At 64.8% G+C, this 26,160-nt stretch carries 16 protein-coding genes; 2 read left to right on the plus strand and 14 right to left on the minus strand.

Going from position 1 to position 26,160, the window contains the following annotated elements; all coding sequences use genetic code 11:
• Window positions 1-84: 84 nt before the first annotated feature.
• The 9 genes from KIH76_RS09440 to KIH76_RS09480 form a co-directional block, all read right to left on the minus strand.
• Window positions 85-1,167 (minus strand): LacI family DNA-binding transcriptional regulator, encoded by a 1,083-nt coding sequence (locus tag KIH76_RS09440; protein ID WP_219070450.1) that lies wholly within the window; start codon window positions 1,165-1,167, stop codon window positions 85-87.
• A gap of 247 nt (window positions 1,168-1,414) precedes the next feature.
• Window positions 1,415-3,625: a glycoside hydrolase family 31 protein gene (locus tag KIH76_RS09445; RefSeq protein WP_219070451.1), complete on the minus strand. Its 2,211-nt coding sequence runs from the start codon at window positions 3,623-3,625 to the stop codon at window positions 1,415-1,417.
• A 325-nt stretch (window positions 3,626-3,950) separates the two neighbouring features.
• Entirely contained in the window at window positions 3,951-7,202 is a 3,252-nt protein-coding gene (locus KIH76_RS09450) for an alpha-L-rhamnosidase-related protein (RefSeq protein ID WP_219070453.1), read from the minus strand.
• A 181-nt stretch (window positions 7,203-7,383) separates the two neighbouring features.
• On the minus strand, window positions 7,384-8,556 hold the full coding sequence (locus tag KIH76_RS09455) for a glycoside hydrolase family 43 protein (protein ID WP_219070455.1): 1,173 nt from the start codon (window positions 8,554-8,556) through the stop codon (window positions 7,384-7,386).
• A 184-nt stretch (window positions 8,557-8,740) separates the two neighbouring features.
• Window positions 8,741-9,436, minus strand: a complete 696-nt coding sequence (locus KIH76_RS09460) for a YesL family protein (RefSeq protein ID WP_219070457.1) — start codon at window positions 9,434-9,436, stop codon at window positions 8,741-8,743.
• A gap of 87 nt (window positions 9,437-9,523) precedes the next feature.
• Window positions 9,524-10,657: a glycoside hydrolase family 43 protein gene (locus KIH76_RS09465; protein ID WP_219070459.1), complete on the minus strand. Its 1,134-nt coding sequence runs from the start codon at window positions 10,655-10,657 to the stop codon at window positions 9,524-9,526.
• Between the two features lie 135 nt (window positions 10,658-10,792).
• Complete coding sequence (locus KIH76_RS09470) at window positions 10,793-11,749, minus strand: carbohydrate ABC transporter permease (RefSeq protein WP_214374033.1); 957 nt, start codon at window positions 11,747-11,749, stop codon at window positions 10,793-10,795.
• A gap of 16 nt (window positions 11,750-11,765) precedes the next feature.
• Window positions 11,766-12,770, minus strand: coding sequence for an ABC transporter permease (locus KIH76_RS09475; protein WP_214374032.1), 1,005 nt, complete (start codon window positions 12,768-12,770; stop codon window positions 11,766-11,768).
• Between the two features lie 140 nt (window positions 12,771-12,910).
• The gene (locus KIH76_RS09480; RefSeq protein WP_219070461.1) at window positions 12,911-14,527 is read right to left on the minus strand and encodes a type 2 periplasmic-binding domain-containing protein; all 1,617 of its coding nucleotides are present in this window, start codon (window positions 14,525-14,527) and stop codon (window positions 12,911-12,913) included.
• Window positions 14,528-14,948: 421 nt separating this feature from the next.
• On the opposite strand from KIH76_RS09480, the gene KIH76_RS09485 reads away from it, so the two are divergent.
• Window positions 14,949-15,998, plus strand: a complete 1,050-nt coding sequence (locus KIH76_RS09485) for a LacI family DNA-binding transcriptional regulator (protein WP_214374030.1) — start codon at window positions 14,949-14,951, stop codon at window positions 15,996-15,998.
• A 210-nt stretch (window positions 15,999-16,208) separates the two neighbouring features.
• Here the strand turns inward: KIH76_RS09485 and KIH76_RS09490 are convergent, their stop codons facing one another.
• The 5 genes from KIH76_RS09490 to uxaC all read right to left on the minus strand — a co-directional run bounded on the left by KIH76_RS09490 (window position 16,209) and on the right by uxaC (window position 24,748).
• Window positions 16,209-16,985: a hypothetical protein gene (locus KIH76_RS09490; protein WP_214374029.1), complete on the minus strand. Its 777-nt coding sequence runs from the start codon at window positions 16,983-16,985 to the stop codon at window positions 16,209-16,211.
• Between the two features lie 202 nt (window positions 16,986-17,187).
• Window positions 17,188-20,166: a hypothetical protein gene (locus KIH76_RS09495; RefSeq protein ID WP_219070463.1), complete on the minus strand. Its 2,979-nt coding sequence runs from the start codon at window positions 20,164-20,166 to the stop codon at window positions 17,188-17,190.
• Window positions 20,167-20,338: 172 nt separating this feature from the next.
• On the minus strand, window positions 20,339-21,586 hold the full coding sequence (manD, locus tag KIH76_RS09500) for a D-mannonate dehydratase ManD (protein WP_163229486.1): 1,248 nt from the start codon (window positions 21,584-21,586) through the stop codon (window positions 20,339-20,341).
• 166 nt (window positions 21,587-21,752) lie between these two features.
• Window positions 21,753-23,165 (minus strand): mannitol dehydrogenase family protein, encoded by a 1,413-nt coding sequence (locus KIH76_RS09505; protein WP_219070464.1) that lies wholly within the window; start codon window positions 23,163-23,165, stop codon window positions 21,753-21,755.
• A 164-nt stretch (window positions 23,166-23,329) separates the two neighbouring features.
• Window positions 23,330-24,748 carry a glucuronate isomerase gene (uxaC, locus tag KIH76_RS09510; RefSeq protein ID WP_236036960.1) on the minus strand — a complete coding sequence of 473 codons (1,419 nt, stop codon included), beginning with the start codon at window positions 24,746-24,748 and terminating at the stop codon, window positions 23,330-23,332.
• Window positions 24,749-24,990: 242 nt separating this feature from the next.
• Here uxaC and KIH76_RS09515 point away from each other — a divergent pair, with 242 nt between their 5' ends.
• A complete protein-coding gene (locus KIH76_RS09515) occupies window positions 24,991-26,100 on the plus strand; it encodes a LacI family DNA-binding transcriptional regulator (RefSeq protein WP_219070465.1) in 1,110 nt (369 codons plus the stop codon).
• Window positions 26,101-26,160 lie beyond the last annotated feature (60 nt).

The following is a 26,160-nucleotide window of genomic DNA, read 5'->3' on the forward strand; positions in this document are numbered from 1 at the left end:
GCACAGTCCTGCTTTCATTCCAAACCAGTAATGCGCAACCTAGGGCAGGTCAATTCGTCCGATCGACAGATGCGGCCGGCGATATCATCGTTCGGCGCTGCCACGCGCAACGATACGATAGGCGAGCATACGCGTGCGCGGAGCCGCGGAAGCCACCGGCACATCGCCCATCGTCCGGCCGCCCCCAGCCGCGATCCGCTCCGCCAGCATGTCCAGACAGACAGACGCGACCTCGGCGGTATCGATCAGCACGCTCGACAGCCCGGGATTGGTGTATCGTCCGTCCTCCACGCCGTCGAAGCCCATCACCATCACATCGTCGGGCACGCGCACGCCGGCATCGGTCAACGCCCTCAGCACGCCGATCGCCACCGTGTCCGCCATACAGAACACCGCGTCGAACCCAAGTGAATCGACGCCTGCACCGCCATCGGCCAGAATCCGCGCCATCGTGTCATATCCGGACTGCCGGGTCCAACCACACGGCACCACATCACCCGGCCCGTACGGCAGTCCGGCTTCGGCCAGCGCCTCGCACGCACCCCGCAGACGCAGTTCGGCACTGTTCGCGGCTTTCGCCAGCGCACCCGCAGTGCGGTACACCGTACCGAGAATGAGCACGCGCCGCGCACCGGCCGCAACGAGATGCCGCACCGCCGCCTTCGCGCCATCAACACACGGGGTGAACACGCAATCGGCCCGCCCTTCGAGTCCGAATCCGTCGAGCACGACCGTGGGATGGCCATGCGCGGACGCGAGCGCGGACACCGTGTCATGGCTCGGCCAGCACACGATCGTGCCGTCGCAGATCTGCGCGCTGGCGCTGCCGAGCATCTCGCGCTCGTAGTCGGCGGACATGCGCGTCTGCTGGGTGATGAGCTGGTAGCCGCGCCGGTATGCCTCGTCGGAGAGGGTGGCGGCGAGCGCGGCCGGGAAGATCATGTCGAGATCGGCGACGGACAGGCCGATGATTCCGGTGCGGCCCGAGCTGAGCTGGCGCGCAGCAAGGTTCGGCCGATAGCCGAGTTCGGCGGCCGCCTTGCGCACGCGTTCGGCGGTTTCCGGCTTGACGATCGGTTTGCCTCCGACCGTTTTGTCGCGCAGCGTGTTCGACGCGGTCATGCGCGATACGCCGGCGCGGGCCGCTACATCATCGAGTGTGACCATCCGTACCTCCGCGTCTTATCGTAGCCGACCGGCAGCGCGAATGACCGTCCGCGACCGCCGTCCGGTTCCGGCGAAATATCGTCGCGTTTCACCGAACGACAGTTTGGAACGGTAGCCAGCCAAACCGATCGACGAGATCGGCCAGCCGAACGAATCGGCAGAATCAGTCAGACCGACTCAGCGAGTTCCGGTCAGATTGATCTGACCGATAGTCGACCAGCCAGATCGGACTGATCAAGCCGACCGATCAGATCAGTCCGGCAAGCCCGTGATCGCGACCGTTACGGGCGAATGCCGGCACGACGTCGAGCGGCGCGTCGACGGTGATCGTCTGGCCGCCGGCAAACGTCTCGCCGGTGTGCAGATTCGTCCACGTCGTCAGTTCGGCGGGCGCATCACCAGCCGCACCGGCCCCCGGCAGATACACCTCCCTCGAGCGCGCGCCCGGCTCGGTCACCGGCGCGACCAGGATATCCGGCCCGAACAGGTACTCGTCGGCAACGTTCGCAGCCGCCTCCTCGCCCGGGAACTCGTAGAACAGGCCGCGCACCAGCGGCTGTCCTGATTCGTGCGCCGCCGCGAACAGCTCTCGCGTATACGGGCGCATCGCCTCACGCAGCCGGATGTACTTGACCATCGTCTTCTCGACCTCCGGGCCGAAGCTCCACGGCTCGTTGTCGTCGCCGGTATGCACGTGGGTGATCTGGTTGCCGCGCTGGTCGAGCACCTGGTGGTTGCGCGGACCGCGGTCGCCGTGGTTGCGCATGACCGGCAGGAACGTGGAGAACTGGCACCAGCGCACGAACAGCTCCTTGAACGCGTCGGTGGTGATGTCGGAGCCGGCGAAGCCGCCCATGTCGGTGGTGAACCACGGGATGCCGGCCGCGCCCATGTGGATCGCGCAGGTGATCTGCGCCTTGAGGTCGTCGAACGTGGAGTGCACGTCGCCCGACCACACGAGCGCGCCGTAGCGCTGGGCGCCAGCCCATGCGGCGCGCGACAGGTTCACCGTGTCGTTTTCGCGGCCGATCGACAGCTGGCCCTCGTAGAAGGTCTGGTTGTACTTCTGCGGGTACAGGTTGCCGATCTTGCCGACCGGGCCGGCGTTGAAGATGTAGTGCGCGTAGTCGTAGTCGCCGCCCCACTCGGGTTCGGCCTCGTCGAGCCAGAACGCGTCCACGCCGAGGTCGGTGTAGTGTTCCTTGACCTTGCCCCACACGAAGGCGCGCGCGTCCGGGTTGGTGGCGTCGAAGAACTGGCTGTCGCGCGGCCACCACATGCCCACGTCCTTGCCGGTACGGGTCTTGGCAAGGAAGTTGCGATGGCGCATCTCCTCGTAGTTTTCGGATTTGAGGTCGATCTGCGGCCAGATCGAGACCATGAGCTTGATGCCCATCCGGTGCAGTTCGTCGGTCATGGCCTTGACGTCGGGCCAGAATTCCTCGTCGAAACGGAAGTCGCCCATGAGCGGCCAGTGGAAGAAGTCGATGACGATCAGGTCGATCGGGATGCCGCGCTTCTTGAAGCCGCGCGCCACGTCGAGCAGCTGCTCCTGGTTCCAGTAGCGCAACTTGCACTGCCAGAATCCGAGGCCCCATTCGGGCATGACGGGCGCGTGGCCGGTCGCGTCGGCGTACTGCGATTCGATCTGCGCGGGCGTGCGGCCGGCGGTGATCCAGTAGTCGATCTGATCGCAGTAGTCGGCCTGCCATTCGGTGCGGTTGGCCGCGAAGGTGACGCGGCCGATGGCCGGGTTGTGCCACAGGAATCCGTAGCCGGCGGAGGAGATGACGAACGGGACGGAGCACTGCGAGTTGCGGTGCGCGAGTTCGAGCGTGGAGCCCTTGAGATCGAGGACGTTCTGCTGGTATTCGCCCATGCCGTACAGGTGTTCGCCGGCCGGCGGTTCGAAGCTGGCGACCGGGGCCTCCGCGCCGGATTCGAGCGGATTGTGCTTGCGGGCGCGCAGGCGCAGGGCGCCGCCGTCGGAGGATTCCTTGAGGAGCGTCTTGCCGGTGTGCGTGTCGATGAAGGTGAGACGCATCTGGTCTTTGGCCCAGCCGATGATCTCGAGTTTGACCGCGATCTCGCCGTTGACGAGCGCGGCGGCCTGGTCGCCGACCGCGATACTCGGCTTGGGTGCGTCAGCCGGCGGCGCGAGGAGCGCCCAGTCGGTGTCGAGCGGGTGCTGCATGAGGCGGGAGCGCACGCGCACGCTGTTCGTGCCCCACGCGTCGACGCGCACGTATTCGCCGTCGCTGGTCCATTCGATCGCGGTGCCGGTCGGGTCGACCGTGAAGACCTGCGCGGCGATGTCGTTATGCTGGTTGGACGACGCGGCCGAGTTTTCGACGCTGACGTCGGTTGCATTGCCGTTCGTTGCGCCTGCGAGCCGATCCGCGATTTCGTGTGCCGGTTTGCCGGCGATGGCGAACTGATCGTGCGAAGTGTTACCCATGACTGCTTCCTTGCTGATGATTGACGGATACAACATCACTGACGATCATTATTGTAGCGCTACAATTACGCGACACGCCACGTAACAAGACATCATACGAATGACGACATAGTGCTCTGTCGGACTTAATGTGATGGGCTTGACGCTCCCTCAGCCGGCTTTGCCGACAGCTCCCTCAGCCGAGAAAGCCAAGAACAGAGAACGCATCAAGTCAAGTCCGACAGAGCAATAGGCATACAGACCAATGGAATCGTCCGGTCATGCGATGGCGCTGAGCCATCACAATTCATCGCACGACCGGATACATAGTCAGTTCGCGATCAGCTCAGCCGACGAGGCGGTGCCGGCCGGGCGCGAGGTCGCGGTACGCGGCGGTCGGCAGGATCACGTTGGCGCGGGTGCGCGACGGGACGGTCAGGTCGAGCTCGATCGCGCCATCCGCAGCCCCTTCCCTCACTCGATACGAAACGCGAATGTCGCCGGCCGGAGTCGGCATGGTCGCACTCGCCGCGAGAACGGCTCCCGGCTGCGGCGCGACCTCAAACCGTCGGTATCCCGGCTCAAGCGGACGCACGCCCATCAGACCCTCCGGCAGCAGGAACGCCGGCGACGCGGCCCACGGATGCGAATACGTGGTGTTCGGCTTGCGCGCCACATCCCACGCCTCCATCGTGCCGCCCGCGTTCTGCGCGATCATGTACGCCCACGAATGCGCGTTGCGACGGTCGGCGATCATCGCGGTCGCGGCCGCGGCGGCATCGGGCGCACCCGAACCATACAGTCCAAGCAGATACGGCGCGGCCGTATACACGCTGCACGCCATGCCGCGCGAGCGCAGGAACGCAACGACCCGAGCCGCCCGCTCGACCGGTACGTCGGCGAACGCCAAAGCAAACGCGGACGCATGCAGCGACGCATGATCGATCGGCGTGAACCGACGACTACCGGCCACGAATGCAGCCGGCTTGCCGGCGACGCAGTCAGACCCGGCCACCGTATGATCGTGGCCGACGCCCGTCACACCGGCATCGCCAACCACCGACACATCGGCATCCGCCGATGCCCCGTCATCCGCGACCACCGTCAGCCCGTCCACATACGCGCCGCGATCCGCGTCGTACAGCCGCTCATGAATCGACGCGCGCATACGCGACGCCACGGCCGCGAACCGTTCCGCGTCATCATCACGCCCGACGGCCCGCGCGAGATCGGCCATATCGGCGTATGCACGCGAGGCCAGCGCGTTGACGACCGTGTTGCCCTCACCGAACCGGAATCCGTCGCGCTCGGACGGCGGCCAGTCCACGAGATCGCCGTCGGTCTTGCTCGACTCGCCCGGCTCCTTGACGATCAGCCCGGTCGCCGCGTCGAGATACCGGTCGGGCAGCAGCGCGAGCAGGCCGCCGTACTGGTCGGCGATCTGCGCGGTCGAACCGCTGCGCATCCACGAATCATGCACGGCGAGCACGAGGTACAGCGGCCATTCGGTGGGCCAGGTGCGGTTCGCGATGAGGTAGTCGATCGTATACGCGCCGAGCGCGGGGGCCGCGTCGAGCGTGAGGTGCGCGCGCTGTTGGAGCCATGCGTCGGCTTCGTAGGCGGCTCGTTCGCGGGTCCATGAATCGGCGTAGATGTTGCCGTTCAGCGCTTCGATCGTGTGTGCGCACAGCTGCCAGACCCGGTTCAGCGCAGGGTCGGATGAGCGGAACATGCCCGGATAGCCGTCGGTCGAGCCGTCCAGCGACGGATAGACGAGCGTCGCGGCGGACAGTGAGGGGATGATTTCGGACTGGCGGTCGGCGGCGATATCTCCGACGGCCGATGCGCGGTCCATGCTGGTGCCAACGTTCGCGGACTTGCTGCGTTCCGTATTACTGGTGTCACTATCGCTATCACCGATGGCATCGCCGCCGAGCAGGATCTCCTCGATCGCGGCTGCGCGCTCGTCCAGTCCGGTGGGCGACGGCGTATCCCACGACGACGGCGCGGCCGGCGGTTGGGCGACACTGATCTCGACGTAGCGGAAGACGCGCAGACCCCACGTTTCAAGCGGGCCGCAGCCGGGCGTGACGTGCCAATGATCCTCGTATACGTTGCCTGCGGAGAGGCGGAATTTCACCGATCCGTCGGGGTTGAGCACCTCGCCGTAGCGGACGGTGACGTCGACCGGACGGCGCGGGTGCAGGTTGAGTCGGATGCCGCCCATGCGCGCGCTGCCGAAGTCGACGATGACACTAAGAACCTGGGCGTCGGCATCGGACGTATCCGCCGCATCGGCCGGGTCGCAGATCGCCGCATCGTCGGGATCGCCGGGTTTCACGGGACGTTCCACGCGCAGCAACGATGCCGGCCGCACGTAACGCACGGCGAGTTTGTCGGTCGGCGTGGCCAGCAGTTCGGTGAACTGCGGCTTGACGGCCACGGGAAGCCAACCGCCGCATTCGGGTTCGCCGGCGTCGCCATGTGCCGTCGCGTCTTCGCAATAGCATGTGCAGGACTGCCTGCGCCCGGTATCGACATCGGGGTCGGACAGATATTGCGGATACGCATCACCGCGCAGATTTTCGGCCGGGGCCTCAAAATACTGCGTGCCAATCGACGCGCTGGGCGGGTAGACGGCCGACGGGTCGGCGAGCGCGCGCCAGGTCATACCGTGCGCGCCGGATACGCCGGTGCCGTAATGTTCGATGGAGCCGTCCGCATAGCAGACGTCGAGTTGGGCGATGAACCGGCGGTCGTCCATCGTGTAGGCGACGACACCGATCGCGTTCGTGCAGCCCGGACGCAGCAGATTGGTGACGTCGTAGCCGTCGTAGCGGGCTTCGTCGTGAATCGGGAAGGTCGGGCCGACGCCGACGAAGCGGCCGTTGAGCCACATCCGATAGACGAACTGGCGTGCGGGACGGGTGGATGCGGCGGTCGCGTTAAGCGTCGCCCAGCGGATCGGCTTGTCGGGCAATGTCACGACGCCGCGCAGCAGCGCCCATCCGGCCGCATTGCCAAGATCGCGGTCATGGAGACCGGCCGCGTCATCATCATGGTCGACCGGATCATCCACGCCATCGCAACCGGCTGCATCATCGGCCTCTCCATCGCGGCCAAGCGAATCATCCGCACGGTCATTCCGATCGAACGCACCATCCCCGTTGTCATTTCGACCGAGCGCAGCGAGTGGAGAAATCTTCTTGTCTCCGGCTTCCGGTCCCCAAATCGGCTCGGCCGCCCACTCGCGCCCCGCGCCGGTGCCGAACGTGGTCGGCTCAACCCAGCCGCCAACCTCGTCGTCCGCGTACTTCCAGCGCAGCGATACCCAATACCGGCGCGACGGGCCCATATCGACGCCGTCCAGCGTCACGCCGCCCCACGCGTCGCCGTCGATCCAGCCGCAGTCCCACACCGTACCGCGTCCGGCGAGCGCATCCTCGCGAGTCTCGGCAACAGCCACCTGCACCGCGACCGGATCGCCGCCGTGCGCGGGATCGGCGGCCATCGCGTCGGCATCATCACGCCATCGCAGCACGGGCGCGACGCCGGGTTCGAGATCCACCGGGGCATGACGGTCGTTGATAAGCAACATGATGGACTCCTCCTTGAGCGATGAGCCGAATGACGGGCACGGTACGCGATGCGGCTTTCAACAGTATGCGGCAAACCCCGTTGTTGCCATCATTTGCCACCTGTTGCCACCCACCATCCCCCTCCCGGGCATACGGCCGATTGAGGTGGGCGAACCGGCCGTATGCCCGGGAAAAAAGAGATCAGTCGCCGAAGGCGGCGAGCAGACGGTCGCGCTCGGCGGCGGTGATGGGCATAACGGTGCCGTGGCGCGGCTTGCCGCCGTCCGCGTTGATCGGGATGCCCTCGCGCAGCTTGCCGCTGACCGGCACCCAGCCGTCTGGGTCGGCCAGGTCCTGCGTGGCGAAGCCGATGTAATGGTTCGGGCCGCCGTGGTAGCGCGGCTGGTCGATGAACAGGAACCAGCGGTAGCCGTTCACGTCGCCGTCGTTCGCGCGGAAGATGCACGGGCCCTCGCCGTGCGTGAACGGTTTCGCGGTGCCATCGGCGTCCGTCTCGCCGTTCGGCAGCCCGACGCCGACGTTCTCGCGGATCAGCTGCCAGCCGTCGCCGGATGCCGCAGCGCCAGCCTCCCCCGGCAGCGAGCCGGACACCGTCGCCATCAGGTCATGCGAGCGCTCCTCGCGCACGGTCATGAGCTTCTCGTCCTTGACGAACCGGTACCACCAGTCGCCGTCGTGCGTGACGGTCGCATCGATCAGGCCTAACCCATCGTGGCCGTTGCCGCGGCACACGTCCATCCACACGCGCGGCTGAGAGAACGTGCGGAAATCCTTGGTCGTCGCGATCATCATGCGACCGTAGGTGGGCAGTTCGCGCGCGGATTGCGCGGCGGCGATCTCGTCGGCGGTCATGTGCGCGGAATCGAGTTTCGCGGACTCGGACGAGGATGCCGCAGACCGATCAGTCGCGGTCGGATACAGGTTCGACGACCAGTACACTGCGTACTCGCCGAGTTCGGGCACCCAGTACGTCTCCGGCGCCCACGTGTTGCCGGCGTTCGGCGCGGAGACGAGCGTGTGGCGCTGCTCGCCCCAGTGCACGAGGTCGTCGGATTCCCAGATTTCGAGGTACTGCGAGCCGTTGCATTGGGCCTCGCGGAAGTTGCCGTGAAGCGCGGCGACATTCAGGTCGGTGGCGATGATATAAAAGCGACTGTCGTCGTGCGAGCGCGTGATGAACGGGTCGCGCAAGCCGCGCGTGCCGAAGGCCGAGGTGAGCAGCGGGCGTCCGCCGTTGAGCGTCTGCCAGTTCAGCGCGTCGTTGCCACGCGAGACGGCGAGGCTGATCTGCTCGTTGCCGCCGGTGTCGCCCGTGAAGTACGCCCAGACATAGGCTTCATATGGTTGAGTCATGGTTCCTCCCGTGATGCCGGTTCCATTAGCGGCAATCGCACGTCTTGTTAACGTTAACAAACGATATTGTATGCCATTATCGCGCCAGACGCCAGCGGGCGGGGCATGATCGGACCGTCATCTCGATCAAGGCAAAGCCAATCGGAGGAATCTTCGACAACGACCGGCAAACCGCCCCACGGCACTACTTGTTCCGCTGATCGCGCTCCTGCTGCTTCTTGCGCTTTTTCTCCTCGACCGGCTCGAGCACATGCACGTCCATGCCGGGCACACGGCCGTAGGAATAGATGCACATCATCGCGGCGAACACCGGCACCGTGATGCCGAGCGCCACACCGAGGCCCGGCCACGTGTAATACGCCCACACGGTCGCGCAGAACAGCACGGTCACCATCAGCGAGCACCACGGGCGCGCGATCACCATCGAGATCGACGTGCGCACCACCCACATCGGCTTCTCGTCGAAGTTCGCGCGGATCGCCCACGAGACAAGCACGAACAGGCCGTACAGCACGTTGATGACCAGCAGCACGCCGGACACCGCGTAGCCGATGCGGCCCATGTCGTTCCAGTTCACCAGATAGTAGTCCCAGATCAGCAACGCCCAGACGATGAACTGCGGCCAGCCGAACGCGTTCGCGCCTGCCAGTTCGGCCTTCCACGCGCGATGGAACGTGACCCAGCTCTGCTTGATTGTCCACGAGCGGTCGTTCACGTCGAGCAGCCATGTGCGGAACGTGGTGTACAGCGCGGCGATCGACGGGAAGAACCCACCGACGATCAGCCCCATCACCGTATGCACGATGAACGCGACCTGGCACACCATCAGCATCATGATGATGCGGCACACGAACTCGTACCCGACTGCAAACCGCTGCATGGAAGACTCCTTTATGTTCCGAACGCTGTTCCGAATACGAATCTGGCGGAGCCTCAGCCCCGCCAGACCCATGCGCTCACTGCACTGCTACTGCCCAATACTACCGTCGGCCGCGCGCAGACGGTCGTATTCGGCTCGGCTCAGCGAGAACACGCCGCCGTGCTTGGTGTGCGGGCGCATGGAGAAGTCGTCGGAACGCAGGTAGTCGAAACCGCGGTCGGGATCGGTGGTGACCATCGGACGGTAGCCGATCGACGGGATCACGTCCACGTACAGGTACGCGCGGCCGTCGGAATGCGAGGCGAACAGCGCCGGGCCCTCCACGCCGGCCGGATCGCGGTTCGGAATCCACTCGACGCCGATCTCCTCCTGCACGATGTGCCATTCGGTTCCCGGCTCCCACCAGCGCGGCGCGTCGGTCGCGTCAAGCCAGATGCCGCGCTTGACTTCGGCCGGCTCGACGGTCGACTCGCCATTCGCCTTGGTTGCGCGGTAGGTGCGGATCGTGCCGTCCGGCAGCGCGCGCTGCAGCATGGTCGTGTCGATCGTCGGGCGATGCTTGTCGATGAAGATGCCGCCGTATTCGAACGTCGCGTCGGTGAAGTCGCTCGTCGCGCCCCACAGGATGCGGTCGTAGACGGAGTCGTCCTTGTGCTCGGGATCGTCGTCGGCGAACAGCTTGCTCGACCAGTACACGACGAACGCGCCGCGCGAGCCGTTGTGCTCGGCTTCGCTGCCTTCCGGATAGTAATCCGCGACCCACAGCGCTTCCGGCGCCCACGCCATGCCGAGCTGGGCATGCGTGCCGTCGGGGCGGCGGGAGACGTCGAGCGTGTGCGGTTCGCTCCAGTGGATCAGATCGTCGGAGTACCAGATGATCAGGTTCGTGCTGCCGTGATGCGAGAAGCCGTACCACGGGCTGCCCGGCGCAGAGCCGCGGCCGGAGCCGTCGAAGACGCGCAGGTCGGTGGCGATGATGTAGACGCGGCCGGTTTCCGAATTACGGGTCAGGTACGGATCACGCACGCCGGTCGTGCCGAGCGGGGACGTGAGGATCGGGTTGCCGGCGTTGAGGGGGTGCCAGCGTTCTGGATCGTCACCCTCGGAGATGTCGAGATAGATGCGCTCGGCGTAGCTGTTCGGATCTTCGATGAAGTGGACCATCAGGTAGCCGTACGGATCGGCCGGGGCCTGAGGTTGCGGCAATCTCGTGGTTGCCATGGTTGGTTCCTTTCGGAAAAACAGAGGATTTCAGGCAAAGAAAAGCCGGGCGCACGGCCGAAACGGAAGCGGAAGGAGAAAATATCTTCTGTTCTGGAGTGCGCCCGGCAAGTGTTGTGGCGAAACTGATCGAAATCAGCCCTTAACCGCGCCGACCATGACGCCTTTATTGAAGTACTTCTGGAGGAAGGGGTAGAGGATGAGGAGCGGGATGGTGGAGATCAGGATGATGCCGTACTTGATCTGGTCGGCGAAGAGCTGCTGCTGGCCGGCGCTCATCGTGGCGTTGCCGGTCTGGGTCGAGTTCGCGAGCAGGATGTCGCGCAGCACGTTCTGCAACGGCTGCTTGTGCGTGTCCTGGATGTACACGAGGCCCGTGCCGAAGTCGTTCCAGTGCTGCACGAAGTAGTACAGCATGATCACGGCCATGATCGCGGCGGACAGCGGGATGACGATCTTGAAGAAGAAGCCGTAGTACGACTCGCCGTCCAGCTGGGCGGCCTCGTGCAGCTCCTCCGGGATCGAGGATTCGAAGAACGAACGCGCGACGATCAGGTTGAACACGTTAACCGCACTCGGCAGGATGAACACCCACATGGTGTCGAGCAGGCCGAGGGAACGGAACAGCAGGTAGTTCGGGATCATGCCGCCCGCGAAGAACATCGTGAACGTGAAGAAGAACATGATGATGCGGCGCGGGGCGAACTCGCGGCGGCTCAGCGCGAACGCGGCGGGGATGGTCACGGCCACGTTGAGCGCGGTGCCGAGCACCGAGTAGATGATCGTGTTCAGGTAGCCCTGCCACACGCGGTCGTCGGAGAACACCATCTCGTAGCCCTTGACGTTGAAACCGAGCGGCCACAGCGTCACCTTGCCGGACGCAACGAGCGTCTGGTCGGAGAACGACGCGATGATCACGAACCAGATCGGGTAGAGCACCGCGAGCACGACGAGGGTGAGGATCGTCCAGATCACGATGTCGACGATCCAGTCGCCGACGGTACGCTGCTGCGTGACCTTCGGGTTCCACGGAATCTCGTCGGCGGAAGTCTTCGGCGCGACGCCGGTGGGGGTTGCAGTTGCTTGTGCCATGATATTCACCCGCTCCTTAGAAGATGCTCGTATCCGAGAACTTCTTCGAGATGAAGTTGGTCAGCACCAGGAAGAAGAAGTTGATCAGCGTATTGAACAGGGTTGCGGCCGTGGACAGCGAGATCTGGCCGTTGATGATACCCATCTTGTAGATGAAGGTCGAAAGCACTTCGGAACCGGGCAGGTTCAGTGCGTTCTGCATCAGGAAGGTCTTGTCGAAGCCGACGTTCAGGATGCCGCCCATGTTCAGGATCAGCATGATCACGCAGGTCGGCAGGATGGTCGGCAGGTCGACGGACCAGATGAGCTGGAGTCGGCCGGCGCCGTCAATCTTGGCGGCTTCGTACAGCGATGTATCGACTGCGGAGAGCGCCGCGAGGTAGATGATGCAGTTCCAGCCGCAGTGCTGCCAGACTTCGGTGATCCAGTAGATCGGTGCGAAGAACTGCGGGTATGCCAAGAGGCTCTGCTCGCCGAAGAAGCGGCCGATCATGCCGGTGTCAGGCGACAGGAAGATGTTGATGAGCGAGACCATGACGACCGTGGAGATGAAGTGCGGCATGTAGGTGATGGTCTGCACGAAGGACTTGATCTTCATCGAGTGGATCTGGTTGATGAGCAGCGCCAGGATGATCGGGAAGACGAAGCCGAAGGCGACGGTCTGCACGGCGATGTTGATCGTGTTGCGCAGGATCGTGCCGAACTGGGGGTTCTGGAAGAACTGGTTGAAGTATTTGAGTCCGACGAACTTGCCGCCGACGAGGCCCTTGCGAGGATCGTAGTCCTTGAAGGCCAACAGCAGGCCGTACATCGGGACGTAGGCGAAGAGGGCCACGAAGATCATGGCCGGCAGGACGAAGGTCCACAGCTGCCAATACAGCTTGAGATGACGTCCGATACGCACCGGAAGCGGCTGATGCTTGCGGGCCGCAATATTGTCAACAACCGGCGCGGAAACCGCGTTGCCCGCGTCGACGGTCTGCGAGACTGTGCTCGCGCCCGTGCCTGTGTTCTGTACCATTGTTCCTCTTTGGAGATGGGTTGGTTTGTTGGGATGGGGAGTGCCCCCTCTTGCGAGGGAGCACTCGTTTTTTCTTGGCTCCCCTTATCGGGGAGCAAGGGTTGGGATGGAGTCAGATCAGAGCGATCGTGACGAGTCGATCACTCGTCGATCTTCTTCCAAGCGTCCTCGTACCACTTCTGCCACAGCTGGTTGTTCTCGTCGAGACCCAGCGGCTGGAGGCCCTTGACGTAGGCGTCCCAGGTCGCGTCGTCATCGGCGCCGCCGTTCTGGATGAACTTGGCGATCTGCGGCATGGCGGCGGTCAGGTAGGTAGCGGAGTTGTTCGACAGCGTGGTGGAGTCGGCGTCGGACGGCAGGAGCGTGATCGGGAAGTAGTCCTTGCCGACGGCTTCGAGGGCCTTGGCGTACACGTCATCGGCTTTCTTCAGACGGGCGGCGGCCTCGTCACCCTTGATGGTGACGGAGTCCGGAATCCAGCCGGCGAAGCGGTCGGCGAACGCCGGGCTCTTGTCGTTGGCGCCGAGGTTGAAGAACTTGGAGTTCACGGTGTAGGTGTCGTCGCCGTCCTTGGTGACCCATTCGCCGAAGGCGCCGAAGCGCTGCTGGATGGAGTTGTCCTTGCCGTCGTACATGGCGTTGATGAGCTTGTAGATCGCGTCCTTGTTCGGAGCGTCGGCGGACACGGCCACGCCGTAGTCCTCGAACGCGCCCTCATCCTGCGAGTGATCGGCGGCCGCGGTCACGCCATCGGCGGAGGCCGGCCATTCGATCGCCTCGTACTGGTCGCGCAGGTCGGCGCCGAAGGCGTTCGGCTCGTTGGTGATCGCGAGGCCCACGGTGGCGGTCTTGCCATCCGACGAACCGGTCAGCGACGCGTAGTACTTGGACGAGTCCTGAGTCAGCGAATCCTTCGGGCTGTAGCCCTTCTCGATCATCGTGTGCAGGAACTCGACGGTCTCGCGAAGCTGGTCGGAGACCAGGTAGTTCTTGACCTTGCCGTTCTCGACGTACGCGCCGAAGCGGGACGGGGAGTTGTTGAACTGCGTGGAGATGCCGGTGGAGTTCAGGAACAGCAGCGGGGACCACCAGCCGATGTCGGAGCCCATGTTGCGCATCGCGTACGGGATCTCGTCGGCCTGGCCGTTGCCGTTCGGGTCCTGCGTCTTGAACGCGTCCATCACCTTGAACAGCTCGTCCCAGGTCTTCGGCACCTGCAGGCCGAGCTTGTCGAGCCAGGTCTTGTTGATGAACAGGTGCTGGCCGGAGGTCTTGTAGTTCTTGCCGGAGTAACGCGGCAGGGTGTAGATCTTGCCGTCAGGGGTGGTGACCATGCCCTTGGCCATCGGCTGCTCCTTGAAGAACGCCTCGACGTTCGGCATCTTGTCGAGATCGTCGGAGAGGTCCTCGAAGAACTGGTACTTCTGGGCGTCGGCCGGGTGGTAGCCGCGGATGGTGACGTCGGCCGGGTTGCCGGCGGACAGGGTCGCGGACTTCTGCTGCGTCCACTGGGCGTCGGAGACCTGGGACCATTCGATCGTGCAGCCGCACGCCTTCTCGAGGTCCTTGGTCCACGACATGTTCTTGACGTCCTGGTTGGTCGCGTTCTGGAACATGACCTTGACCAGCGGCTTGCCGTCCTTGTCGACCTGCTTCTTGTCGGCGGAATCGGAACCGCAGCCCGCCAGAATCATGGACATGGCGCCTACGGCCGCGATGGCAGCCATGGCCTTCTTCGCCACACCTTTGTTCGACATCTTGTTTCCTTTCTTGTGCGCGTTCATCGCGCACCGATGCGACTGAGTCCCCGCCCGGCGCGGAAGGAAAAGGAAGAAAACCGTACCGGACAACAACTCAATTATCGGTTCACCTCGTCGTGGGGTTAACGCTAACCAATATAAGGCATAGATTAACGTTTGGCAAATCATGCAGGGAAAAACCGTGAGAGAGCTGGGAAAAATCCCATAAATCGCTTATATTCCAATGGTTTTCTCGATTGCAAATTTTGGCAAGAACCATAGTTTACGGTTAACTTTCGGCGTGTCGCATACTGATCAAATCGCGTATTTGACGAAATGCTGGAATTATCTATATGATTATCGGTAAACAACAGAGATCGTTAACCTAACGTTGGGTTACGATAGAGAAGTTCCATACAAGGTATGCCAAAGGAGCATCATGAAACGAGCCGCCGTCACGCTGAAAGATGTAGCCGCAGCAGCCGGCGTATCGGCCATGACCGCATCCAAGGCCATGCGCAACGCGCCCGGCATCAGCGACGCCACACGCGATCGCATCCAAGCCCTCGCCAAGGAGATGGGCTACACGGCCAACGCGTCGGCCAGCATGCTCAAATCGGGCCGCAGCGGCATCATCCAAGTCATCGTCAACGAATACGACATCCCGTTCTATTCGAAGCTCATCGACGCGCTGTCGAACGCGATCGTCGATCAGGGCATGGTGCCGTTCCTGCAGGAGACCAAGTACCAGCCGGACAACGCGACCACCGCGCTGTCGAACTCGCTGTTCTCCGGCACGCTCGCCGACGGCGTGATCATCCACGCCTCCGGCCTGACCGGCGAACTGGTCGACTCGATCAAGCACGGCCGGCCGGCGCTGTTCATCGACACCTACGAGGAGAAGACGCTCGTCTCCGCGATCATGTTCCCCAACGAGGAGGGCGCACGCGCGGCCGTGCAGCATCTTGCGGCGCAGGGCTGCAAGCGCATCGGCATCGTCGGCCCGCCGTTCATCGACAAGGACGAGCTGCTTACGCGCACCTCGTCACGCAAGCTGCGTCTGCTCGGCGCGAAGTCGGCGCTCATCAACCTCGGACTGCCGTACGACGAATCGGTCGTCATCCCGCTCAAGGGCATGAACGAGACGTACGCGCGCGAGGCGATCCGCGCGCGAGGCCGCGACGGACTGCCGTTCGACGGCCTGTTCTGCCTCAACGACTCCTCCGCGATCGGCACGATCCGCGGACTTGCCGACCTCGGACTGCGCGTGCCGGACGACGTGAAGGTGATCGGTTTCGACGGCGTGACCTCGGGCGAGTTCATCGTGCCGTCGCTGACGACGATCAGCGTCGACCTCAACCAGCTCGCGTCGCTCGCCGTGATGAACCTGCGTCAGCAGATCGAGGCCCCGGCCGGCAAACGCCCCGACCCGACCACCATCACCGTCGGCTACACGCTCACCCCGCGTGAATCCACCGAGGTGCGGTAGTACTTTGCCGGACCTCACCTGACGTGTTTTTGTTCTTGGCTTCCTCGGCTGAGGAAGCTGTCGGCAAAGCCGACTGAGGGAGCGTCGAACCCGTCACATTAAGCCCGTCACAGTACGAGTCCATCACCCCATTCGTATAGCAGAAGGTCTTGCCGAACATGCTTGTCCGGCAAGACCTTCTGCTTATTGGCCCGGTGCTCCGACGAGCCCCTACTCGAACTTGAGGTAGTCGATGAACTGGCGGGCGCGGGTCTTGTTGGTGTCGTTCACGACATTGCTGATGCCTACGATCGCGTCATCCGGCAGGCCGTCGATCGCGATCCAGGTCTTCGACTTCGACAGGTTGAGGCCGTACGCCTTCGCGACGTCGTCGGTCGGCTCGCCCTTCTTGTCGACCAGTGCGCCGGACTGCGCGAGGTCGCTCATGATCGCCTTGGTCTCGCTGTCGCTCACCTTGCCGATCACGCCGCGGCTAACCAGCGATGCGAACGTATTCTTGTTCGCGATCATCATGTTGATGTCGCCGGCCGTGACCATCGTCATCACCTTGGCCGAGTCGTCGGTGTAGCCGTCGCCGCTGATGTCGTACGTGCCGGCGATCGTCACCAATCGATCGTCACTGATCTGTTCCTGCTTGACGAACCCGGACTTGAGTTCGTCCAGTTGAGTGGAATAGTCGTCGAGATCGAAGCCGGCGATCGCCAGTTCCGGCTCCGGCGGCTTCGTGACGAACGTGACGATCAGCGCGATGACGACGATGGTGCCGACGACCGCGGCGGACGTGCCGAGCAGGAAGTGCTGGACGAAGAACGGCCATTTCTCGTCCTTCGGCAGTTCCTTGAACGTCTGCCACTTGGACTGCTTGGCGTACTTGTTCGTGGCGGCGAGCGCGGCGACCGCATCCTGCTGTTCGGCGGTCAGGATGCCGGGGGCCGCTTCATTGCTGCCGTTCGCGCCGGCGCTCCCCAGTTTGTCGTCATCAACCATGTCAGGACCTCCCCTATGCAATGTTCCTGAGTATAGTCGGCAAACTGGGGATCGGCTGGGCGCGGGCCGGACGGCTCACGGCTCACGACTTACGGTTCAGGCGATCAGACCGGCAAGGTCACGCGACGGATCGTTACGGCACCAAACCGTCGCGTGACCAAGCGGGCACGGCCGCGAGCCGCCGGGCAGTTCGACCGGCGGTTCAGGCGAGGACGCCGATGGCGTCGAGCGCGAAGTCGGCGGTGTCCGCGGTGCGGAACGTGACCGTGTGGCGGCCCGGCTTGAGGCCTTCCACACGGAACTGGCAGCGCAGCGAGCCGTTCGTGGCGAACGTCGGTTCGGCGTCGTGCAGCATGTGGCCGTCCACGAACACGTCGAGGCGCGCGCGGCCGTCGCTCGGGCCAAACAGGTCGACGCCGGTGCCGTCGAAGTCGAGCGACACGGACGCGCCGGGCATCTCGGCGCGCGAGATCGTGCGCATGTACGTGAACATGCCCTGGCCGTTGTCGTGCGTCCACGGGCCCTCGTAGCGCAGGATCTGGCGCGAGGAGTCGTCCCACGAGGTCATGTGCATGTCGTCGATGAGCTGCGTGTAGTACGGCGAGGCGCCCGCCACGCGTTCGACGCGCAGGTTCGAGAAGCGCACGTGGTCGAAGCTCGTGCCGAGGTTCACGCGGCCGGCCGACTGCAGCACGGGGTCGGACCACGTCGCGACCTTCGCGCCGTTGACGAACACGGTGGCGGTGGTGCCGGCGACCTCGAGCGCGATCGTGTTCCACTGGTTCGCACCGGGCGCGAACGGGCGCGTGCCCGCCTCGGCCGCACGCTTCTTCAGATCCTCGAGATGGCCGCGGCGCACCTCGTTGCCGAAGTTGCGCAGCAGCCACACGCCGTCGGCGCGGATCTTGAAGTCCACGCCGCAGATGTCGGTGGTGAACTTGTTGCCGCCCATCTCGCGGGCGCCGACCAGCGCGTACGGCGCGCGGCCCGGATAGTCCTCGAACCGCACGTCGACCGTCACGCGGTAGTTCGTCCAGCGCATGTCGCCGATCGCGGTGCGCGGGTCGCCTTCGATCCAGGCGTTGCCGGCGTGCGTCCAGTCGATCTGCTGGCGCAGGACATGGCCGCGTTCGTCGTCGGGGACAATCTCGAACGCGCCGTTCGTGTCGGTCGTGTAGCGCGGGGTCGCGCCGCGATCGCCGCCGCGCGAGGTCAGGTAGTCCTCGTTCACGAGTCGGTCGTGCTTATAGACCTCGACCGGCTGCGCGTCCGTGTACGCGAAATCGTCGGCGTACAGCACGCCGGCCGCAGGATCGACGTCGAGCACGGCGCGGCTGTTTTCGGCCGTGTGCGGCAGGTCGTACGCGAACTCGGGTTTGGGCGTGAGCGTGCCGGTTTCGGGGTCGGGGGACGCCGAGTCGAGCGTGGTCGCGGTGATCATGCTCCACGGTGCGACGGCGATCTCGTATACGGCGGCATCGTTCTTTCCGCCGCCATCCCGACCGGAGAGCATGTCCCCATTGTCATTTCGACCGGAGCGCGCACCCCCATTGTCATTTCGACCGAAGCGAAGCGGAGCGGAGAAATCTTCCGAAGATTTCTCGACTTCGCCTGCGGCTCCGCTCGAAATGACACTCTGTGGGCGCAGGATGGCGACGGGCTTGCGCCAGTTCGCGTCATACGGCTGACCGGGATCGGCCGCGCGGGTTTGCCAGATCGTAAGCGGCTTGCCGGCCGCGGGCAGTGCGGGGTCGACGGCAAGGCGGTAGGTCTTGGTCAGGGAGCTGTCGTTGACGATGATCACGCTCGCGTCGCTGCCGTCGGGCGCGGCAAGGGTGAGGTAGCTCGGCTCGCCGTGGCGCGCACCGGACACCGGGTTGTTGCCGCCGACCTTGCTGCCGCTGGCCTGCGGGATGGCACGCCAGACGGGACGCGCGCCATGTTCCGCAACACCTGTTTCACGTGAAACGCTGTCTGTCGGTTCCCAGCCGAGGTCGGCGAAGCGGGCGAAATGCTCGAGCGCGGCGCAGCCGGCGTCGTAGTACATCCAACCGCTCCACGGGTCACGCGCGGAGATCAGCTCCTTCGACGCGTACTCCATGTGCTCGTAGCACGAGCCGATCGCCGGCTGGTAGAACGCGGCCGTGCGGCGCGATTCCACGAATCCCTTGATGAGCGTGTTCGCCATCTCGAGCGGGCCACCGATGCCGCCGATGCCGGTTCCGGTGCGCTCCCCCAGCCCGTTGTCCATCGTGTTGTTCGGACGGTCGGCGGAGTTCGAGAACACGGCCTGCGCCTCGGAATTCCACACTTCCTTGTCGTATTCGTCGGCGAGACGCTTGAAGTTGCCGTCCGCGTCGTCCTCGACGGAATAGTGGTACGAGGCCACGCCCATCGCCTTGAGGTAGCGCGGATTCGCGATCACGTCGCCGCCGAACGTGCCAGTCGTCTCCTCGTCGGACGTGATGACCTTGATCGCGTGGAACAGGTCGCGCTCGGTGTCGGAACGGAATCCGGCGTTCGGATCGTCGGGCGCATTCCCCAGGAAGCCGTCGGTGTCCGTATGCACGCGATCGGCGAACTCGGCCACCCAGTCGAGGTCGGCCGTGCGCTCGTTCACGTCCGGGTTCACGGAGTCGACCATCACGCCGTACTCGCGGTAGGCGGCCAGGATCGTGTTCTTGTACCAGCGGTACACGTCGTCGTTGTCGTGCACCCAGGTCGGCGCATGCCAGCGCAGGATGCTCACGTGCACGCCGGGCTGGTAGCGGCGCGCGTCGGCGGCGAGCTGGAAGCCGGGTTCGCGGCGCACCTGCGGGTACTCGTTGCGGTCGCGCATCGTGGCGACGTTCGGGCCGGTGGAGTTGTTGCGGTCGTTGCCCATCTCGATCTTGACGGTGTTCATCATCGGGCGCGGGCCGCCGTACAGCGTACGCACGAGTGTCCAGTACGCGTCCGGGTGTTCGGCCTTGTAGTCCATGAGCAGCGCCGACGTGGCGTTGCCCGAAAGCACGCCGAATCCCTTGTAGGTCAGGCCGTTGCGGTTTTTCGCGGCGGCGGCCACGTCGGCCGCGCGCAGGTTGATCTCGACCGGCGGGTTGCCCGGACGGTTCAAATCGTCCTGCGGTTCCTGCGGCCGTCCTTGCGAATGCCGCGCCGATGTCGTGGTTGCGTTGGTCATGGTTATGTCACGTTCCTCTCGTGTTCGATCGCATACGATCATAAAAAACGGCTGGGCGGAGCCTGCCTGTTTGGCTTCGCCCAGCCGAGGTCAGCTGGAGCTAGCAGCGGTCATCATCGCCCGCGCGGCCGCTTCGCGCGCATTACGCGGCGGCCGGCGCAGGCGACGAGGATCACCACTCGTGCATGGTGCCGTCGAGCAGACGGTCGACCGGCAGCGGGGCCGGCTGGTACGGGTACTTCGCGGCGAGCTTCTCGTCGAAGTCGACGCCCAGGCCCGGCTTGTTGCCCGGGTGCAGGTAGCCGTCCTTGAAGGTGTAGGAGGTGTGGAACACCTCGAGAGTCTCCTCGGAGTGCTTCATGTACTCCTGGATGCCGAAGTTCGGGATCGCGAGGTCGAGGTGCAGGTTCGCGGCCATGCCGACCGGGGACACGTCGGTCGGGCCGTGGAAGCCGGAGCGCACGCCGAACAACTCGGCGAAGGCCATGAGCTTCTTCATGTGGGTCAAGCCGCCGGTGTGGGTGACGGCGGAGCGCACGTAATCGATGAGCTGCTCTTCGATCAGCGTGATGTAGTCGGACCAGGAGTTGATGATCTCGCCGATCGCGATCGGGGTGGTGGTGTGTTCGCGCACGATGCGCAGGTACTGCTGGTTCTCCTCGGCCGGGGTGGTGTCCTCCATCCAGAACAGGTCGTACGGCTCGAGCAGCTTGCCGAAGCGGGCGGCCTCGATCGGGCGCAGACGGTGGTGGGAGTCGTGCAGCAGGATCAGGTCCTTGCCGTACTTGTTGCGCACTTCCTCGAACACGCCCGGAATGGTGTTCAGGTAGGTGCGGGCGTCCCACACCTCCTCGACCGGGACGGTGGTGCGGCGGGCCGGCTCGTAATCGTAGCGCACGCCCTTCTCGCCCTCGCCCTGCTGGGCGTTGGCGGAGGCGGCGACGCCGTAGGTGGACGGGATGCCCGGCAGCGCGTACTGGATGCGGGTGGCCTTGAAGCCCATCTCGCGGTACATGTCGATGCTGTCGTACAGGCTCGGCAGGTCAACGCCGGAGGCGTGCGCGTAGGTCAGGATGCCGGTGCGCGAGGCGCCGCCGAGCAGCTGGTAGACCGGTACGCCGGCTTTCTTGGCCTTGATGTCCCACAGGGCGACGTCGACGGCGGAGATCGCGGCCATGGTGACCGGGCCGCGCTTCCAGTAGGCACCCTTGTACAGGTACTGCCAGATGTCCTCGATGTTGTCCTCGTCCTTGCCGATCAGCGACGGGGCGATGGTCTTCAAGTATTCCGCGGCGACGAGCTCGCGGCCGTTGAGGGTCGCGTCGCCGAGGCCGACGACACCGTCGGTGGTGGTGATGCGGAAGACGACGAAGTTACGGCCAGGGCTGGTGACGAAGACTTCGGCTTTTTCGATTGCCATGGTGGTTGGTTCCTTTCATTTTCTTTTCTCGGCTCCCCTTGTCAGGGGAGCTGTCGAACGCAGTGAGACTGAGGGGTAGTCAGGGGTTTGAGCGTACGTTCCGCGTTCTCTCCCCCAGTCGGCTTCGCCGACAGCCCCCTCATCAGAGGGGGCCAAGTATGTAGGATTACTGACGCTTGGCGGCTTCCGCCTCCAGCGCCTCCTTCTGCGCGTCGACCGCGGCGACGAACTCGTCGGAGGCGGCCAGCTCCTTGTCGAGGTAGGCCACGACGTTGCGCGTCGCGTCCGGACCGTCGGCCTTGGCCAGCGGCAGCACGTCGTCGAGGTACGCGTCCTGCGCGTCGGTCTCGCCGTGCGAGCGCAGGAACAGGATCCACGCGGCGACCGCACGTGCGGCCGGCGTGATCGACTTGCCGTCGGCGAGCGCCTTCTTGGCGACCGGCGCGATGCGTACCGGCAGCTTCTGCGAGCCGTCGGCCGCGATGCGCAGCAGGCTGTCGTGCATGCGCGGGTTGGAGAAGCGTTCGAGCAGCTTGGCGCGGTAGTCGTCGGTGGAGATGGTCAGGTAGCCGCTGGCCAGATCCCACCATTCGTTGACCCACGCGTTCACGGTCGGGTCGGCGATCGCCTCGCCGACGGTGCCGAGTCCGAGCAGCGTGCCGATATATGCCATCGACGTGTGCGCGCCGTTGAGCAGCCACAGCTTGCGGTGCTCGTACGGGGTCACGTCGTCGGTGATGACCGCGCCGACCTTGTCCCAGGCCGGGCGTCCCTTCGGGAAGTCGCCTTGGATGACCCATTCGATGAACGGCTCGGTGCGCACCGGGAACTCGTCGTACCAGCCGAGTTCGTCGGCCACGGTCTGACGGTCGGCGTCGGTGGTGCGCGGCGTGATGCGGTCGACCATCGAGGTGGCCCATGCGACGTTTTCGTTGGCCCAGTCGAGCAGGGTCGGGTCGACGGCGGTGATGGCCTGTTCGACGACCTTGCGGAAGGCGGCGCCATTGCCGGCGAGGTTGTCGCACGGCAGGATCGTGATCGCGCCGGCGTTGGCGGCGCGGCGAGCGAGCAGGCCTGCGGTCACCTTGGCGGGGATCGTGGTCAGTTCGTTGGTGTCGTGGTCGGCCTTGAGCGCGGCGAGATCGGCGGCTACGGCCGGGTTGGCGACGTCAAGGTCGCCGTTGCGGTCGCGCATGTAGCCGGCCTCGGTGACGGTGGACGTGACGATCGCGATGTTCGGATCGGCGAAGTAGCGGCGCAGCGCGGCGATGTCGTCGGCGGAGTGGATGGACGAGACGGAGGAGATGACCTCGAAGTGGTCGCCGTCCTGGTTGGTGACGATGAGCGTGTAGACGTTGTCCTGCGGGGCGAGCGCGTCGAGCATGACGTTGTCGCCGGCGCGGCCGGTGAACGCGGCGATGCCCCAGTCGGCGGCGTCGGGCGCGTGCTCGGTGTAGAACGCCTGGTGGGCGCGGGTGAAGTTGCCGATGCCGAGGTGCAGGATGCGCTCGGGCGCGGCCGTGCGGCCGTGCTCGGCGCGGTTGAGCCGCGGCTTGGACGTGTATGTTGCTTCGGTCATGATGTTGGTCCTTTGGTTCAGTATCCTCGGCTCCCTCGGCTGAGGGAGCTGGCTCGCGCAGCGAGACTGAGGGAGCGTACACTCAACCAGTTCAAGGGGTGTGGCTACCCCTCAGTCAGCTTCGCTGCCAGCTCCCCTGACAAGGGAGCCAAGGAGGGCGGAATTTACAGCTTGAACACCTTGGCGGGCTGGTCGGAGACCGCGTCGTGCACGATCTTCAGGCCTTCCTCGAGGCTGAGGCGATGGTCGGCGACGAGCGTGGCCACGAACCGCGAGGTGAGGCGGCGGTTCATGTCGTGGCGGGCCGGGATCGAGCACAGCGCGCGCGTGTCGTCGATGAAGCCGGACAGCTTGGTGAATCCGGCCGCGGTCACGACCGCCTGGAAGTAGCGCAGGATCGGTTCGGGCGCGTCGATGAACCACCACGGGGCGCCGACGTACAGCGCCGGGTAGAAGCCGGCGAGGGGCCCAAGCGAGCGGGAGTATTCGGTTTCGTCCATCGTGAACGCGACGAAGTGGAAGTCCGGGTTGTTGCCGTACTCGTTGAGCAGCGGGCGCAGGCCGGCCGCGAAGTCGACCTTGTCGGGGATGTCGGCGCCGGTGTCGGGACCGAAGTCGACGAAGTTGCGGTAGTCGTAGTTGCGGTAGACGGCCGGGTGGATGGTCATCGTCAGGCCGTCGGACTGGGCGAGCCGGGCCTGGTCGTTCACAAAATGACGGCGCAGACGGGTCGCATCGGTCGCGCTGATCGCGCCCTTGAGCGCCTGCGCGTACAGTTCGCGGGCTTCGGCGTCGGTCAGTCGAGCGGTGCCGGCGTCGGCGTGCGAGTGGTCGGATGCGACCGCGCCGTGCTCCTTGAAGTACAGGCGACGGCGGCGCATGGCCTCGTAGTAGCCGTCGTACGTGGAGGTGTCCACGCCGGCCGCCTTGCCGAGCGCGGCGACGAGTTCCGGCCAGTCGACGCGGGCCGGCTCGAGGTATTTGTCGGGGCGGAAGCACGGGGCGACGCGCACGCCGAACTCTTTGTCGGCCGCGACCTGATCGTGCAGGTGCAGGTCGTCGACCGGATCGTCGGTGGTGGAGATGAAGCTGATGTTGAACTTCTTGACGAGCTTGCGGGTCGCGAAGTCGTCGGTGGCGAGCAGCGCATTGAGTTCGTCGTAGATCTCGCCGGCCGTTTCGGGGCCGAACTGCTTGGTGATGCCGAAGACGTTGCGCAGCGAATCCTCGAACCAGTAGCGCATCGGCGTGCCGGCGAACGCGGCCCAGTGCTTGCCGAGTAGCAGGAACGCGTTGCGCGCCTGTTCGGGGGTGAAGTCCTTCTGGTTGACGCCGAGATCGGCGAGGCTTTCGCCGCAGGTGTGCAGCACGCGGGTCACGTAATGGTCGGGCGTGATGAACAGACTGGTCGGATCGGAGAAGTGCTGTTCTTCGGCGAACCAGCTGATCGGCACGTGGCCGTGCGGGGAGATGATCGGCAGGTCCTTCACCGATTCGTACAGCGTGCGGGCGATGTCGCGCGTGGGCTGTTCGGGGGGAAGCAGACGATCGGGATTCAAATCAAACTGCACTGGTTGAGTCATGGCTCCATAGTCCCACCTTGGCAACAAACCGCCCATTTGTTGCCACAGTTTGCCGCCATCGATGCAGCATTCCCCTTCTGCACAATGGAAAAACGCGTGCCGGCGCGCCTCCCGACGCATAATTTCCGCCATCCACAACCCGCGCACGGCAACATTTGGCAACAAGCAGCGGCGATCAGCAGTACGATGTACTTGAACAGCAGCGATCAGATCACCATCCAACGCCGGAGGCACGAGCATCCATGAGCAACGACGACACCGCGCGCGAATCAACACACCAGCCAGCACAGGGACTCGAGCAGCAGCCAGCACAGGAGACCGCCCATCATCATCCCTCCCCCACCCCGCACCGCCGCGCCCGCGTGACGATCCGCGACGTGGCCGAGGCCGCCGGCGTCGCGCCGTCGACCGTCTCGCGCGCGTTCGCCAGACCCGGCCGGGTCAGCGCGGAAACGACCGCGCACATCCGCGACGTGGCGGAACGACTCGGCTACCGGGCCGGCACGATCACCGCGCAGACCGCCGCGAACGACGACGAGCCGAACGGCCTGCTCGCGATCGTCGTGGCCGACCTGCGCAACCCGGTGTACGCCGACTACACGCGCAGCGCCCAGCACCAGTGCCTGCGCAACGGCTACGGCCTGATGGTCATCGATTCGGAGGAGACCGACAAGCTCGAAAAAGCCGCGCTGCAGTCGGCCAGCAAGCATATCGACGGGATCATCCTCGCCTCGTCGCGACTGTCGGACGCAGGTATCCGCAAGCTGGCCGAAATCAAGCCGCTCGTCGCGATCAACCGGTCGATCCAGGGCATCCAGTCGGTGATCGCGGACCCGACCGCCGGCATGGAACAGGCGATCTCGCGGCTCGCGCAGCTCGGCCACGAATCGCTGTCGTATCTGGCCGGTCCGGAGTCGTCGTGGCAGGACGGCGTACGCTGGCGCACATTGACGGCGATCTGCGGACGGCACGGCGTGCGCGTGCGGCGGATCAGCGCGAGCGAACCGACGTTCCACGGCGGATTCCTGTGCGGCGAGGCGTTCGTGCGCAATCCGACGAGCGCGGTGCTGGCCTACAACGACATCATGGCGATCGGATTCGTCACGTCGATGCAGGCGCGGCGGATCTCCGTCCCGGGCGACGTATCGGTGGTCGGGATCGACGACATCCAGCTGGGCGCACTCGTGACGCCAACACTGTCGACCGTGCATCTGGCGCGGTACCGGGCCGGCGAGACGGCGGTCGAGGAGGTGCTCGCGGCGGTGCGGCACGTCAACGACCCGCGCAACATGCGGCCGATCATGTTCGACTCGCATTTCGTGGAGCGCGACAGCATCGGCATCGCGCGGTGAGCTGACCGGCGGCCGCACAGCAGCGGGGCAATTCCCCGGCATGATACGAAAACGCCCCGC

This window comes from Bifidobacterium simiiventris, from assembly GCF_019331715.1.
Classification (GTDB): Bacteria; Actinomycetota; Actinomycetes; order Actinomycetales; family Bifidobacteriaceae; genus Bifidobacterium; species Bifidobacterium simiiventris.

Excerpts from the sequence above, each read along its gene's own strand:
- KIH76_RS09445 (WP_219070451.1), bottom strand. The coding sequence starts at position 3,625 with ATGGGTAACACTTCGCACGATCAGTTCGCCATCGCCGGCAAACCGGCA.
- KIH76_RS09440 (WP_219070450.1), bottom strand. The coding sequence starts at position 1,167 with ATGGTCACACTCGATGATGTAGCGGCCCGCGCCGGCGTATCGCGCATG.
- manD (WP_163229486.1), bottom strand. The coding sequence starts at position 21,586 with ATGGCAATCGAAAAAGCCGAAGTCTTCGTCACCAGCCCTGGCCGTAAC.
- KIH76_RS09490 (WP_214374029.1), bottom strand. The coding sequence starts at position 16,985 with ATGGTTGATGACGACAAACTGGGGAGCGCCGGCGCGAACGGCAGCAAT.
- KIH76_RS09450 (WP_219070453.1), bottom strand. The coding sequence starts at position 7,202 with ATGTTGCTTATCAACGACCGTCATGCCCCGGTGGATCTCGAACCCGGC.
- KIH76_RS09495 (WP_219070463.1), bottom strand. The coding sequence starts at position 20,166 with ATGACCAACGCAACCACGACATCGGCGCGGCATTCGCAAGGACGGCCG.
- KIH76_RS09465 (WP_219070459.1), bottom strand. The coding sequence starts at position 10,657 with ATGGCAACCACGAGATTGCCGCAACCTCAGGCCCCGGCCGATCCGTAC.
- KIH76_RS09475 (WP_214374032.1), bottom strand. The coding sequence starts at position 12,770 with ATGGTACAGAACACAGGCACGGGCGCGAGCACAGTCTCGCAGACCGTC.
- KIH76_RS09515 (WP_219070465.1), top strand. The coding sequence starts at position 24,991 with ATGAGCAACGACGACACCGCGCGCGAATCAACACACCAGCCAGCACAG.
- KIH76_RS09485 (WP_214374030.1), top strand. The coding sequence starts at position 14,949 with ATGAAACGAGCCGCCGTCACGCTGAAAGATGTAGCCGCAGCAGCCGGC.
- KIH76_RS09455 (WP_219070455.1), bottom strand. The coding sequence starts at position 8,556 with ATGACTCAACCATATGAAGCCTATGTCTGGGCGTACTTCACGGGCGAC.
- KIH76_RS09460 (WP_219070457.1), bottom strand. The coding sequence starts at position 9,436 with ATGCAGCGGTTTGCAGTCGGGTACGAGTTCGTGTGCCGCATCATCATG.
- uxaC (WP_236036960.1), bottom strand. The coding sequence starts at position 24,748 with ATGACTCAACCAGTGCAGTTTGATTTGAATCCCGATCGTCTGCTTCCC.
- KIH76_RS09480 (WP_219070461.1), bottom strand. The coding sequence starts at position 14,527 with ATGTCGAACAAAGGTGTGGCGAAGAAGGCCATGGCTGCCATCGCGGCC.
- KIH76_RS09470 (WP_214374033.1), bottom strand. The coding sequence starts at position 11,749 with ATGGCACAAGCAACTGCAACCCCCACCGGCGTCGCGCCGAAGACTTCC.
- KIH76_RS09505 (WP_219070464.1), bottom strand. The coding sequence starts at position 23,165 with ATGACCGAAGCAACATACACGTCCAAGCCGCGGCTCAACCGCGCCGAG.